This is a genomic window from Amycolatopsis sp. NPDC051102 (assembly GCF_040682815.1).
In the GTDB taxonomy this organism is placed as follows: domain Bacteria; phylum Actinomycetota; class Actinomycetes; order Mycobacteriales; family Pseudonocardiaceae; genus Amycolatopsis.
On record NZ_JBFBBT010000001.1, the window covers coordinates 214,824 to 227,698 of the forward strand.

The 12,875-nt window shown below is 71.6% G+C and carries 18 protein-coding genes; 14 read left to right on the top strand and 4 right to left on the bottom strand.

The genetic code is table 11. The features are described from left to right. The first annotated feature begins 16 nt into the window (after positions 1-16). From AB0M93_RS00810 to AB0M93_RS00835, 6 genes are all read left to right on the top strand, one after another. Positions 17-511: a hypothetical protein gene (locus tag AB0M93_RS00810; RefSeq protein WP_364266564.1), complete on the top strand. Its 495-nt coding sequence runs from the start codon at positions 17-19 to the stop codon at positions 509-511. A gap of 713 nt (positions 512-1,224) precedes the next feature. Then, a complete protein-coding gene (locus tag AB0M93_RS00815) occupies positions 1,225-1,533 on the top strand; it encodes an ice-binding family protein (RefSeq protein ID WP_364268889.1) in 309 nt (102 codons plus the stop codon). A 4-nt stretch (positions 1,534-1,537) separates the two neighbouring features. Next, positions 1,538-1,864 carry a hypothetical protein gene (locus AB0M93_RS00820; protein ID WP_364266566.1) on the top strand — a complete coding sequence of 109 codons (327 nt, stop codon included), beginning with the start codon at positions 1,538-1,540 and terminating at the stop codon, positions 1,862-1,864. 224 nt (positions 1,865-2,088) lie between these two features. After that, complete coding sequence (locus AB0M93_RS00825; RefSeq protein ID WP_364266569.1) at positions 2,089-2,337, top strand: hypothetical protein; 249 nt, start codon at positions 2,089-2,091, stop codon at positions 2,335-2,337. A gap of 90 nt (positions 2,338-2,427) precedes the next feature. Continuing rightward, positions 2,428-2,784, top strand: coding sequence for an HPF/RaiA family ribosome-associated protein (locus tag AB0M93_RS00830; protein WP_364266572.1), 357 nt, complete (start codon positions 2,428-2,430; stop codon positions 2,782-2,784). Continuing rightward, a complete protein-coding gene (locus AB0M93_RS00835; protein ID WP_364266575.1) occupies positions 2,781-3,239 on the top strand; it encodes an STAS domain-containing protein in 459 nt (152 codons plus the stop codon). The genes AB0M93_RS00830 and AB0M93_RS00835 overlap by 4 nt, the downstream gene beginning before the upstream one ends. A 53-nt stretch (positions 3,240-3,292) precedes the next feature. Here the strand turns inward: AB0M93_RS00835 and AB0M93_RS00840 are convergent, their stop codons facing one another. Both AB0M93_RS00840 and AB0M93_RS00845 read right to left on the bottom strand, forming a co-directional pair. Then, positions 3,293-3,631 (bottom strand): hypothetical protein, encoded by a 339-nt coding sequence (locus AB0M93_RS00840; RefSeq protein WP_364266578.1) that lies wholly within the window; start codon positions 3,629-3,631, stop codon positions 3,293-3,295. 38 nt (positions 3,632-3,669) lie between these two features. Further along, positions 3,670-4,839: an AI-2E family transporter gene (locus AB0M93_RS00845; RefSeq protein WP_364266581.1), complete on the bottom strand. Its 1,170-nt coding sequence runs from the start codon at positions 4,837-4,839 to the stop codon at positions 3,670-3,672. Between the two features lie 144 nt (positions 4,840-4,983). On the opposite strand from AB0M93_RS00845, the gene AB0M93_RS00850 reads away from it, so the two are divergent. From AB0M93_RS00850 to AB0M93_RS00880, 7 genes are all read left to right on the top strand, one after another. Beyond that, positions 4,984-6,135 (top strand): N(5)-(carboxyethyl)ornithine synthase, encoded by a 1,152-nt coding sequence (locus AB0M93_RS00850; protein ID WP_364266584.1) that lies wholly within the window; start codon positions 4,984-4,986, stop codon positions 6,133-6,135. A 518-nt stretch (positions 6,136-6,653) separates the two neighbouring features. Next, a complete protein-coding gene (locus AB0M93_RS00855; RefSeq protein ID WP_364266587.1) occupies positions 6,654-7,685 on the top strand; it encodes an acyl-CoA desaturase in 1,032 nt (343 codons plus the stop codon). Between the two features lie 196 nt (positions 7,686-7,881). Continuing rightward, positions 7,882-8,487 carry a hypothetical protein gene (locus AB0M93_RS00860; protein WP_364266590.1) on the top strand — a complete coding sequence of 202 codons (606 nt, stop codon included), beginning with the start codon at positions 7,882-7,884 and terminating at the stop codon, positions 8,485-8,487. Positions 8,488-8,506: 19 nt separating this feature from the next. Next, a complete protein-coding gene (locus tag AB0M93_RS00865; RefSeq protein WP_364266593.1) occupies positions 8,507-9,070 on the top strand; it encodes a sigma-70 family RNA polymerase sigma factor in 564 nt (187 codons plus the stop codon). 138 nt (positions 9,071-9,208) lie between these two features. Further along, entirely contained in the window at positions 9,209-9,946 is a 738-nt protein-coding gene (locus AB0M93_RS00870; protein WP_364266596.1) for a GAF domain-containing protein, read from the top strand. A gap of 30 nt (positions 9,947-9,976) precedes the next feature. Further along, the gene (locus tag AB0M93_RS00875; protein ID WP_364266599.1) at positions 9,977-10,723 is read left to right on the top strand and encodes a GAF and ANTAR domain-containing protein; all 747 of its coding nucleotides are present in this window, start codon (positions 9,977-9,979) and stop codon (positions 10,721-10,723) included. A gap of 132 nt (positions 10,724-10,855) precedes the next feature. Next, positions 10,856-11,512, top strand: a complete 657-nt coding sequence (locus AB0M93_RS00880) for a phosphoribosyltransferase family protein (protein ID WP_364266602.1) — start codon at positions 10,856-10,858, stop codon at positions 11,510-11,512. A gap of 21 nt (positions 11,513-11,533) precedes the next feature. Here the strand turns inward: AB0M93_RS00880 and AB0M93_RS00885 are convergent, their stop codons facing one another. Further along, positions 11,534-12,169 (bottom strand): hypothetical protein, encoded by a 636-nt coding sequence (locus AB0M93_RS00885; protein WP_364266605.1) that lies wholly within the window; start codon positions 12,167-12,169, stop codon positions 11,534-11,536. Between the two features lie 18 nt (positions 12,170-12,187). On the opposite strand from AB0M93_RS00885, the gene AB0M93_RS00890 reads away from it, so the two are divergent. Next, a complete protein-coding gene (locus AB0M93_RS00890; RefSeq protein WP_364266608.1) occupies positions 12,188-12,364 on the top strand; it encodes a hypothetical protein in 177 nt (58 codons plus the stop codon). 7 nt (positions 12,365-12,371) lie between these two features. Here AB0M93_RS00890 and AB0M93_RS00895 read toward each other — a convergent pair whose 3' ends face one another. Next, on the bottom strand, positions 12,372-12,869 hold the full coding sequence (locus tag AB0M93_RS00895; RefSeq protein WP_364266611.1) for a GNAT family N-acetyltransferase: 498 nt from the start codon (positions 12,867-12,869) through the stop codon (positions 12,372-12,374). Positions 12,870-12,875 lie beyond the last annotated feature (6 nt).

Here is a 12,875-nt window from a genome sequence, read left to right on the forward strand (position 1 = left end):
TTGAAGGAGAAGTTTCATGCGTATCAACAACAAAGCCAAATCCGTCATCGTCGTCGCCACGGTCGGCGCGCTGGTGGGGATCGGCGGGTTCGCGGTCGCCGCGTTCGTTCAGGACAGCACCACCGGCGGGGTGTCCGGCTCCGCCGAGGCGATGACCCCCGCCACCGTGACCGGTGCGCAGACCGGCACGCTGCTGCCCGGCGAGAAGGCCTACGTCACCTTGACCTTGTCCAACCCCAACGCGAACGTGAAGATCAAACTGCTGTCCGTGGCCCCGGGTGAGGTCGTGATCGACACCGTCGGGAACGTCGCCGACAAGCCCTACTGCCAGGGTCAGCTCGAACTGTCCGTCGCCGGCGCGGACCCGCTGCTGCCGACGCTCGCCGTGAGTGAGGCCAACTTCCCGTACAAGCTGACCGACGCCGTGAAGATGAAGGACGACACGGACATCCGCTGCCAGGCCATGACCTTCCACACGACCTGGACTGCCCAGTTCCAGGCCGTCCGCTAGGAGCGACCGCGACAACCACGAGGCCGTCGGCCATGTGGTTGTCGCGCAGCGGCGACCCCCTGCGCGTTTCGTGACCGCTGCGGCCGTCCGGGCCACGCCGCGGGTAGGGGCGGGGACGTGTCTCGCCTGAATGTCATGTCTTCGGCGCGGCCACGTCGGAATGCTGCGTAGGGCATGCTCATGCCGGTCACCGGCGACCGCGCCACCCATCCCTCGGCCGGCCGCCGCGATTTGCGGGCGGCGCGCAGTGTGGTTCGCCGCGCAACTCCACACGGCACGCGGTTTGGCAGGCACCATCTGCGTGGGCTGGGGTTCGACGGCAATCGGGTCGTCCGTCGGCGATGAATCGATTGAACTCAAGGATCATGTCGCCGGTGGCACCGGTTTTTCGAATGGTGGCGCCGGATCGTCCGGTGCCGTACACGGCCGAGATCCCTGCCACGGTCGCCGAGCAAGCGGACCCTCGCCAGTCCCGGAAATCTGCGGAGAGTGGAGTGGGAAAACGAGCAGGAAAGGCGGCAGGGCGGTGAATCTTGCCGTGTCGAGTGCTGCGGCCCTGCCCCGGGTTCCTCTCGGCCTGGCGGTTCACCGAATCGGACCACAGGTGCAGACCTTCGCTTCCCTGTGTGGACATATTTCCGGCCCAGACTCCCGCCGGCTTTCCAGTCGAGTCGGTGGGAGGAAATACCCATGAACAGCGATTGCCGCAGAACATGGACGTGGCACCGAGGTGGCGCCGTCATAGGTTTGTCCGCGGCGGTGAGCACTCTGGTTCTGGGGCTGGTGCCGGTGCTTCCGCAGGCCGTTGCCGCGGAAGCGCCGGTCGGGCTCGGTACTGCAGCGTCCTATCCGTGCTGGGCGGGCAGACGGTGACGAACACCGGTCCCACCAGGCTGGCCGGGGACCTCGGTGTCTCTCCCGGTACCGCGATCACCGGTTTCCCGCCCGGTAAAGTGACCGGTGCCACGCACGCGGGTGATGCCGCGGCCGCGCAGGCCCAGTCCGACCTCGTCGTCGCCTAGCACGGTGCCGTCGACGTCGCAAACCTCCACCACGGTGCCCTCCACCTCCACCAACGGCACGAGCGCGACGTCCACCACCGGTAGTGAGACGACCTCCAGCTCGCCAGGGATGGGTCTCGGCACCACCTCGTCCCGCATTGGCGGCACCGGTGGCGGCCAGAGGCACGACAACGGGCCGATCGGTACGTCCGGCCTCGCCAGTACCGGGGCCAGCCCCCTGCTGGGTGCTCTGGTCGGGCTGGGAGCGCTGCTTGTCGTCCTCGGCGGATTGCTGCTCGTCCTCACCCGCCGCTTCCGCAGGCAAAGCGGTAAGTGCCGGACGATTCTCTGACAACGCCTCTGCCCACCGGCAGGGGCGCTCGGGCCCGTGGCCGAACCGATTCAGTTCCTTTCCGTCATCACAGACAGGTGCGACACGACTGATTTGCTGCAGCCGGTCTGGTGCATCACCGGCGCGGATCAGCTCGAGTCAGGTCATTCCCTGTCACCGAAATGGGGTAGCTGCGAGAACAGGGGCGGTTTCCACCGGCGCGCGATCCGGACCGTACGGAGACGATGTCGGCCATCCGCACCGTTTTCGAGCTGGTCAGTCACGCCAATGTCGTCGACATCAGCGGGACCGTCGCGCCGTTGTTCACCATCCGGATCGTGGCTGTCGACTTCGACAGCATTCCCTACGCCGGGCTTCCGGGCGCGGGAATGGGCGACATCCATCCCGCGGTCCATCATCTCCGGCCGCAGCGGCCGCATCGGCGCGGTGGACGTGAGAAAGGTTCCTTCGGCCCTCGGACCGGGGGCGGGTGACCCTGGGCAGGCCGTCGCCGAAGTGGACACGATGGCCGGAGGCCGGGCACCCGCGTCGCAGACCCGGGCCGGCCGGCGAGAGGACAGCGCATGCAGATCCAGATCAGCACGGATCGAACGGTGCCCGGCGGCGAAGAGCTGATCCGGCACTTCGAAGGGGAGCTGGCCGCTCGGTTGTCGCGGTTCAGCGACCACATCACGCGGCTGGAAGCCCACTTCAGCGAAGAGTCCGCCGCCGACGGCGGAATGGACCGCCGCTGCGTGCTCGAGGTCCGGCCGACCGGACGCCGGAAGGTGGCCGTCAGCCACCACGCGGGTTCGGTCGCCGAGGCGTGCCAGGGTGCCGTGCACAAACTCGAGAGCGTGCTCGAAGGCGTGTACGGCCGGAGGGACCACCACAAGGGCGGGGACTCCATCCGGCACCAGGGCGGGGGCACGGCATCATGACCGTCCACCATGGACAGAGTGCCGCCGGCGAGCCGATCGTGCCGTCCGTCGTCATCGACTTCCCGCGCCCGCGCCCGTTGCCGCCGCACCGGTACCAGGATCTCACGATCACCGTGGAGAGGTTCTGCGGGACGTTGGTCGTGGCCGTGGACGGTGAGGTCGACCTCTGCACGGCGCCGATGCTCCACGACGTCCTGGAAGCGAGCTTGAGCCTGCTGCCGCAGCGGATCGTCGTCGACCTGTCCCTCGTCCGGTTCCTGAACACCGCCGGGTTGCAGGTGCTGCTCGACGCCCACCGCGGGGCTACCCCGGGCACCGAGGTGCGGCTGGTGGCCACGACGCGTGCGACCCTGCGGCCGCTGCGGCTCACTCGCGCGGACGAACGCCTGGTCGTGCACACCTCGCGGGCAGCGGCCATCGCGGCGCCGCGCTGGGCGGCGGCGGACACCGGCTGACCGCGGGACCCCGTTTCCGCTTGCCTGGCCACACCTGCGTGAAGAGCGGCGGCTCAGCTCCCGGTTCGCTCGTCGGAACCGGGTGGCCGGGCGTCGAGGATGTCGGTGGCCCGCACCAGGCTGACCTGCTCATCGGAGGCGGACCCCTGCCGGCGGATGGGCACCCAGGTGGTGCTGGTGTGCTCGTCGCGCAGGCTGTGCCCCGCGACGGTCCCGACGTTCTCGCACCACGCCGTGGCCGCGCCCGAGGCCGGATGCGGGCGGCCGGCGCGGTGGCGGTAGCGGACGAGCCAGCCGGGTGGGTAGCCACCGCCGTGGCGCGTGGGCCACGTCCGGTACGCATTCCTCGCGGTCCGTCCCGCCGGATACGGTTCGGTTTGCTCGTCGTCCACCGGTGCCCGCCTTCGCTCGCGGCGCACGGGGTGCGCCGTCATGGGGCGCCGGGGTCCGGGGCGCGGGCTTCCAGATTAGGAGCGGACGCGCCGGGCGCGGTTCGCCCAGGCGAGTGGTTCTCCGGCCGGGCGGTCAGGCTTCGCACGCCGGAGCTGAAGACGGCGAGCAGGGGCACGGCGAGCAGGGCACCGACGATGCCGGCGGCGACGAGCCCGATGGCGAGGGCGAGGACCACGGCCAAGGGGTGCAGCCGGACCGCGCGTCCGAGCAGCAGCGGCTGGAGGACGTGGCTTTCGAGTTGCATGACGCCGACGACGACGGCGAGCACGATGACGGCCGCCCACACGCCGTTGGCCACCAAGGCCACCAGGACGGCGATCGCCCCCGCGATCACCGAGCCGATGACCGGGACGAACGCGCCGAGGAAGACCAGCGCGCTCAACGGAGCCGCCAACGGGACACCGACGATCACCAGGCCGAGGCCGATACCGGCGGCGTCGACGAACGCGACGGCGGCGGTGCCGCGGATGTAGTGGGCCAGGGTGGTGAACCCGCTGCGGCCGGCGACGTCGACGCGGCCGCGCACGCCGGCCGGCACGGCCCGCAGCACGAACGCCCAGATCACGCGGCCCTGGGCGAGGAAGAAGATCAGGCAGAACAGAACCAGCAGGGCTTCGGCGAGCAGTTCTCCCACGGTCACCGCCGTGGTGAGCGCGCCCGAGGCGATGGCCGACTTGTTCCGGCCGAGCATGGCGGTCAGGTTGCCGAGCATTTCGTCGAGCTGGACCTGGCTCAGGTGCAGCGGCCCGGTGCGCAGCCAGGTGTGCAGGTCGGTCAGGCTCGCGGTGACCTGGTCGATCAGCCCGGGCATGCCCACGGTGACGCTGATGACCACGAACGTCACCACGCCGCCGGCCAGCACGGTTCCCCCGACCAGCACGATCGCGGCCGCCAGACCGCGGGGGACCTTCTTGCCCGCCAACCAGGAAACGGCGGGGGAGAACAAGCCCGCCAGCAGCAGGGCCACCGCGACCGGGACCAGCACCGAGGCCAGCTTGACGGCCACGAAACCCACGACCGTCAGGGCGCCCGCCACGATCAGCGAGCGCCAGGCGACGGCGGCCGCGACCCGGAGCCCGTAGGGAACCGCGGACAGCACTTCTTCGGAGGATTCGCGCTTCGGGCTCACCGGCCGATCGGCTGTCATGAGCGTCCGCCTTTCCGTGGCTCGGTCCCCGTCCCGGCAGGGACGTGACCGGGTCCAGCGTGCCCCCGATGCCGCCACGCCGCCGAGCGGCGAACGGCCGAAGGTCACCGTGTGCTTAGACTGGGGTCTAGCAAAGGGGCCCCCGTGCACCAGCTCACCCTCGGCGTCGTCGCGCATTCGCGGAAAGCGGGCGAACGCCGGCTGCCGATCCACCCACGCCACGTCGAACGCATCGACCCCGGCCTCCGTGGCCGCATCCACCTCGAACACGGCTACGGCGAAGCCTTCGGCGTCCCCGACGCACAGCTGGCGAGCGCCGTCGCCGGGCTGCGCACGCGGGAGCAGCTCGTCGCCGAGTGCGACATCATCCTGCTGGCCAAGCCGCTTCCGCGGGACGTCGCGGAACTGCGACCGGGACAGGTGCTGTGGGGCTGGCCGCACTGCGTCCAGGACCGCGAGCTCACGCAGACGGCCATCGACAGCCGGTTGACGCTGATCGCCTTCGAGGCGATGAACCACTGGAACCGCGACGGCTCGTTCGGCCTGCACGTCTTCCACAAGAACAACGAGCTGGCCGGCTACTCCTCGGTGCTGCACGCCCTGCAGGTGATCGGCTCGACCGGCGACTACGGCCGGCGGCTGCGCGCGGCGGTGATCGGCTTCGGGGCGACGGCGCGGGGTGCGGTGACCGCGCTCAACGCGCACGGCGTGCACGACGTGCACGTGCTCACCGGCCGCGACGTCCCGGCGGTCGGCTCGCCGATCCACTCCGCGAGGATGGTGCAGTTCGAGCACGACGTGAACAACCCCGGCGACCCCCGCCGCAGCCACGCCCTGACCGACCGCGGACGGGTGCCCCTGGCGGGATTCCTCGCCGAGCACGACATCGTCGTCAACTGCGTCCTGCAGGACACCGCCGCGCCGTTGACCTTCCTCCTCGAGGACGACCTCGCCGCGTTCGCGCCCGGCAGCCTCATCGTCGACGTCTCCTGCGACGAAGGCATGGGCTTCAGCTGGGCCCGGCCCACCACGTTCGCCGACCCGGCGTTCGTGGTCGGCGACGGCATCACCTACTACGCCGTCGACCACAGCCCGTCCTACCTGTGGAACTCGGCCACGTGGGAGAACAGCGAGGCGCTGCTCCCGTTCCTGGAGACGGTCCTCGGCGGACCGTCCGCCTGGGACAGTGACGAAACCATCCGCCGCGCCATCGAGATCCGCGACGGCGTCATCCGGAACCCCGCCGTCTTGGCCTTCCAACACCGCGCGGCGGACTACCCGCACGTCGTGGAGTAAGGACGCGGCCGGTTCGTCCCCGGACCGTGTTGCATCCGTCACGTACCTCGGCCCCGGTCCGGCCGGCAAGTCGACAGCCGGAGAGGGGAACACCGACATGTCGTCGGGCCCCACACCACCCGACCGGTCACCGAGCCTGTGATCCGACCGCCGGCTGCCCGCGACGCCGGCCGCTCGGCCGGGACGCGGCGAGCACGTGGGCACCCGACCCGTCCGACGCCGCGCCCGCCGATGACACCGGTATGCCCACCACCCGCGCGCGATCGCCGGTGCGCCTGCGTCGGCAGCCACGACGAACCCGAGAAGCAAACACCATGACAACGAAAGCCGAAACAACTGCGGTGATCGTGCCGGACGGCCGGCACCGGTCGGTGCGCGACGGGACCCCATAGGAACTTTGCCGAGGCCTCGTTCGTTGTAGACATGTTCCACCGGGTTTAGGCCGCCGTCGGCGGGCTACCCCACTTGATCGCCCCGGACCCTGGCGGACAGTTTCGTCAGGAGAAAGAGCGATCGAGATGACACGTACGCTGCAACGGCCGCCGAAGGCGGCGGAGCCGATGCTCGCGGGAGAGAAGTCCCGCACCGAAACCTTCCTGGTCAAGCTGTTCGCGGTGGTGCCGTTGCTGGCGCTGGCCGGAGCGGTGCCGTTCGCGTGGGGCTGGGGCCTCGGGTGGACCGATGTCGCCCTGACGGCCGGGTTCTACTTCCTGACCGGGCTCGGGGTGACGATCGGGTTCCACCGCTACTTCACCCACGGCGCGTTCAAGGCGAACCGTGGTTTGCGGGTCGCGCTCGCGGTCACCGGCAGCATGGCCATGCAGGGGCCGGTGATCGGCTGGGTCGCCGACCACCGCCGTCACCACGCTTTCGCCGACCGCGACGGTGATCCGCACTCCCCGTGGCGCTACGGCACGTCCGCCGCCGCGCTCGCCAAAGGTTTCTGGCACGCCCACATGGGCTGGTTGTTCGACCGGGAGAAGACCAACGCGCAGCGGTTCGCCCCCGACCTGCTCGCCGACCGCGACATCGTCCGGATCGACCGCTGGTTCCCCGCGCTCACCGTGGTCACCCTGCTCAGTCCGGCACTGATCGGCGGCTTGGTGACGATGTCCTGGTGGGGTGCGCTGACCGCGTTCTTCTGGGCCGGCCTGGTGCGGGTGGCGGTGCTGCACCACGTCACCTGGTCGGTGAACTCCCTGTGCCACCTGATCGGCGAACGGCCCTACGCCGCCCGCGACAAGTCCGCGAACTTCTGGCCGCTGGCCATCGCTTCGATGGGCGAGTCCTGGCACAACTCCCACCACGCCGACCCCACCGGCGCCCGCCACGGCGTCCGCCGTGGCCAGCTCGACATGTCCGCGCGGCTGATCTGGCTGTTCGAGAAGCTCGGCTGGGCCACCGATGTCCGCTGGCCCCGGCCCGAACACCTGGCCCGCAAGCTCAACCCCGGCTACACCGCGTCCGCCCGCGGGTTCGGCAAGCTGGAGCGCGGTCTGCTCACCGAGACACCGGCACGGCAGCACCACGGTGGCGGGAGCCGGTCATGACTGCCGCGTAGCCGACCGGCGCCGGGGAACCACCACTCTGAAGACCCGCCGCGCCGAGCGGGCCGCCGGCGCGGGCGAACAGGTAGCGAACGGGCGCCGGGGTCTAGACTGGGTACGACGCCCCGGACCTCGGCGATCCTGGTTTCCCCGGCACGGCCTGCGCGGCCGGCGCCCGACCCGGACGGTGAGGCGCACGATGGTGGGACGTTTGGTGGTGGCCGTGCTGATCGGTCCCGTCAGTGCCCTGGCCGCGATCGGTGCCTTGACCTTGCCGGGTGACGTCCTGTTCGGCTGGATCCTGCTGGGAGCCGGCGCGGGAATCCTCGTCGCTTTCGGCGCTTCGCGGCTCCGGCCTCGGGGTAGGGTGAGTGGGCCCGACCTGCCGCTGGGCGCGGCCACAGCGGCGGCGTTCGTCGCGGCGTGCCTGGTCCTCGCCGGGTTGCTCGCGACCGTGGGCGGCGCCCTGACCGCGACCGTCCTGGTCCTGCTCGTCGTCGGCGGGCTGGGGGCCGGCTGCCGCCACCGCATTGCCCCGCCCACCGCACCCGGGCCCCACGACGGCTCCGTGCCGCCCGTCCCGGTGGCCGACCTGGCCACCGAGGACCTGTGCGTGGCGTGGCGGCGCAGCTACTTCCTCCTGATCCTCGCCACCGACGAGCAGGCGCGTCGGCGCGTCGTCCAGCGCCGGCAGGACTTCCTCGACGAGATCGACCGACGGGACCGCCGCGGGTTCCTCCGCTGGCTCGACAGCGGCGCCAAGGCCGGCAGCGATCCCAGCCCGTACCTGACCACGCGAAGCTGACCGAGGCGGGAAGGACATCATGTGGGTCGACGGCGCACTCCTGGCGTCGGCGGTGTCGGGCGACCGCACCGCGACGGGCGCGTTGCTGGGTCTGCTGCATCCGGGCGTGCTGCAGTACTGCCGTGTCCGGCTGGGGGACCGGTGGCACCGCGACAGCGACGCGGACGACTGCGCGCAGGAAGTCCTGATCGGCGTGCTGGGCGCGCTGCCGGGCTACCGGCACGGTGCCGGCAAGTTCGTGCGGTTCGTCTACGGCGTCGCCGCGCACAAGGTCGTCGATGCGCACCGGCGCCGCGGCGCCGACGTCAGCGTCCCGGTTCCGGAGTTCGCTCCGGAGCCCTCCGGGCAGTGGGGCCCGCTTCGCCACGTCGAAGACCTCGAGCGGCGGCAGCGGCTGCACCACCTGCTCGGCCTGCTGGCGCCGCAGCAGCGCGACGTCGTCGTCCTGCGGGTCATGTTCGGCCTGTCCGCCCACGACACGGCCGCGGTGCTCGGGGTCGCCAGCCCGGGCGCGGTGCGGGTGAGCCAGCACCGGGCGCTGGCGGCGCTGCGCCGGCACATCGCCGCCGCGCCGGAGCCGTGATGGCCCGGCGCGGCCCACGGTTACCGGTAAGGTGGGTGCCCGCAGCCGCGACAGCGGTGCTGATCCGGACCTGGCTGTGTCCGAGTTGGTGTGGCGACCACGGACACCGACATGGGCGGAACCGGATGTGGAAACGCGGTGGCTGAGGTCGAAGTCTTGCGCGCGAGTGTGCTGGCCGCGCTGGGCGAGGTGGGTGCCGGCAGCGGCGTCGATGTCGTCGGCCGGGTCTGCCGGGCGTGTGTGCGCCTGCTGCCGGTGGACGGCGCGGCGGTCTCGATGATGGTCGACGCCGGGCACCGCGAGGTCGTCTACGCCAGTGATGCGGTGAGCACGGCGTTGGCCGAGTTGCAGTTTTCCCTCGGTGAGGGGCCGTGTTTCGAGGCGTACGTCTTCGGCGGGCCCGTGCTGGTGCCGGACCTGGCCGCCGGGCCGCCTCCCAGGTGGCCGGTGTTCGCCGCCGAGGCCGCGACGCAGCCCGTGGCCGCGTTGTTCACGTTCCCGGTGCAGATCGGCGCGGTCCGGGTGGCGACCCTCGACACCTATCGTTCGACGCCGGGCTCGCTGAGCCCCGGCGAGCTGTCGACGGCCCTGCAGGTGGCCGACATCGCGGCGCTCGCCCTGTCGGGCCTGCGGTCCGGTGGGGGCCTCTGGCTCGACGGGGACGGGCAGTGGATGGAGGGCGCGGGGATGCGGTACCGGGAGGTGCACCAGGCCACCGGGATGCTGATCGCGCACCTGGACCTGCCCGCCGCCGCCGCCTTGGCCCGGCTGCGGGCGTACGCGTTCGGGCACGGACGCTCCCTGCTCGAGGTCGCCGCCGACATCGTGGCCGGGCGGCTGCGGTTGGACGAGGAGTTCGGTGGGGATTCACCATGAAGGCAGCTGACGAACCAGGAGATGGTGGGCATGGCCGACCGTGAACGACAGGTGACCCGGGCGTTCGTCGCGTTGGCGGACACGCTGGTCGACGACTACGACGTCGCCGACCTGCTGCACACGCTGGTGCGGCAGTGCGTGGAACTGCTCGACGTCGCCGCGGCCGGGCTGACGCTGGTCGACGAGCGGGGTGGTTTGCAGCTGCTCGCGTCCTCCACCGAGCAGGCGCGGCTGCTGGAGCTGTTCCAGCTCGACATCGACGAAGGCCCGTGCATCGAGTGCTTCACCACCAGCACCCCGGTGCTGGTGGCCGACATCGCGGCGGCGGCAGGGCGGTGGCCGCGGTTCGCGGCCGAGGCGGCCAAGGACGGGTTCGCGTCGGTGCACGCGCTGCCCCTGCGGCTGCGCAAGCAGACGATCGGGGCGCTGAACCTCTTCGGGCTGAACGCGGGGAACCTGTCGGCGGACGACGTGGCACTGGCGCAGGGGCTGGCCGACACCGCGACGATCGGCATCCTCCACGAACGAGCCTTCCGCCAGGGGGAAATCCTCTCCGAGCAGCTGCAGACGGCGTTGAACAGCCGGGTGATCATCGAGCAGGCCAAGGGTGTGCTCGCCGTCAGCGGGCAGCTGAGCATGGACGCGGCCTTCAAGGCTCTGCGAGGTTTCGCTCGGGGGAACAACCTCCGGCTCAGCGACGTGGCTCGCGCGTTGGCCGACCGCGAACTCGCTCCCGCGGTCGTGCTGGCCCCCGCGCCGACGAGCCATTCGCACTGACCGGTCCGGTGCGGGCACCGGGCGAAAGGTGCCGAACGGTCCGCCTCGCGGTGACCAGCGGCCCTCGCGCCCCGGAGGCGGTGCCGTGATGCTGAAGACGTACCGACCGGCTTTCGAGGGCAGGGAGTTCCCATGCGATTCCATGATCGCCGGGAAGCCGGCGAGCGGCTGGCCCTGCGCTTGCGACCGCTGCGCGGCGACCGGGCCGTGGTCCTCGGCCTGTCCGAGGGCGGCCTGGTGGTGGCCGGCGAGATCGCCGACGTCCTCGGCGCGCCGCTGGACATTCTGCTCACCGGCCGGATCGAGGCTCCCGGGCCGCCGCCGACGACGCTCGGCGCTGTCGGCGAGGGTGGCTTGGTCGTCTGGGACCACGACGCCATCCGCCGGTTCGACATCGAGCCGGCGGAGCTCGCCGGGCTCCTCGCCGAGGCGCAGGCCGGCCTGGCCCGGCAGGTCGCCGTCTACCGGTACACCGTGGCGCCCGCGGCGATCGCCGGCCGCACGGTCGTCCTCGCCGACGACGGCGCCGCCACCGGCACGACCGCGCACACGGCGATCCGCGTCCTGCGGGCGCGCCAGGTCCGCCGGATCGTGCTGGCGGTCCCGGTCGCCCAGACCGACGTCGCCGACCGGCTCGCCCGCGCGGTGGACCAGTTCGTCTGCCTGCGCCCGGTGGCCTGGCTGCACGCCGTCGGCAACAGCTACCGGAAGTTCGCGGCGGTGGCCGACACCGAGGCACTCGAACTCCTGCACCGTGACCCGCGCCTGCCGACCGAAGTCCGCCGGTGAAATCCACAGTGGACTGACGGGTCAGCTCGGGAGGCGCACGGCGATTTCGTCGCCCAGCGCCGCGCCGCCCGCCAGCTCGAGGTCGTCGCCGCTCCAGAACCGGCCGGGGTCGTACCAGTTCGGCCGGCGGCCCCGGGGCAGCAGGCCCATGGCTTCGTAGGTCAGGGCGACGATCTCGGCGCAGTAAGCGCTTTCGAGGCCGGCTTCCCGGGCCTCTCGCCTGCGACGGGGCAGCCGGCCGCCGAGCCAGCGCGACGCCAGGCGCGCGGTCGACGGGAACGGCGTGCCGTCCAGCCGCGCGATCGTGCGCAGGACGGCGTCCTCCGCCTCCCCGGTGACCGGATGGTCGAGCTGGCGCAGCCAGACCTGCTGGTGGTACTTCTCGGCCCACACGAGCACCGCCCGGCGCAGGTCGTGCAGCTGGGCGCCCCGCTGGTGACTCCCGGACCAGACGTCCGGCAGGGCCCGTCCCAGCTCCGCGTGCCACATCAGCGGCGGCAGGTCCTCGATCACCACCGCCATGCCGACGTGGTTGACCGGGCTGTTCGTCACGACGCGGATCGTGCGGTCGGCCGCGGACCGGCCCCGGAACAACCACAGGTCGCCCGTGCGCGTCACGGCCACGGCTTCGTCGAGATCCAGCTGGTTCCCCGGCACGGGCAGTAGCCTAGGCCGATGCGCTGGTGGAAGACAGTGGGACTGGCCGGGCTCGTCGGGGTCGCCGCGACCGGGGTGGTGATCGCGCGCGAAGAGCGCCGGCGGCGCGCCTATACCCCGGACGAGATCCGCGAACGGCTGCACGCCCGCCTGGATGCCTCGGCACCGGCGTCCCCCGGCGACGCCGGCGGCTGACCGGACGTCATTCCGGGGAGCGGTTCCGGCCCGGCAGCCCGGGGCGGAACGGGATGCCCAGCGCCGCGAAGACGCCGAGCATCTTCGCGTTTCCCTCGTCCACGTCGGCGACGAGCATCCGCACCCCTTCGTGTTCCGCCGAGACGGCGAGCTGCTCGAGCAGCAGGGTCGCCACGCCGAGCGTCGGGCCGTGGCCGTCGACCACCAGCGCGACCTGCGCTTCGGTCGGGTCGGCCAGAATGTCGTAGCGGGCGACGCCGGCCAGCCGGGAGTGCAGGAAGCACCCCACCGCGGTGTGCCCCACGCCGGAGCTGTGGGACAGCTGCGTCGAGAGCTCGGCCAGCCCGGCCACGCCGAGACCGAAGAACCGCAGGTGCCGGTCGTGCCCGGAGAGCCGGGCCCGCAGCGCGAGAACCGCGGCGGCGTCGCGAGCTTCCAGCGTGCGCACCCAGGCGACTTCGCCGTCCGGGAGCAGGACTCGTACCGGTGGGGTGGCGGTGGACATGGACTC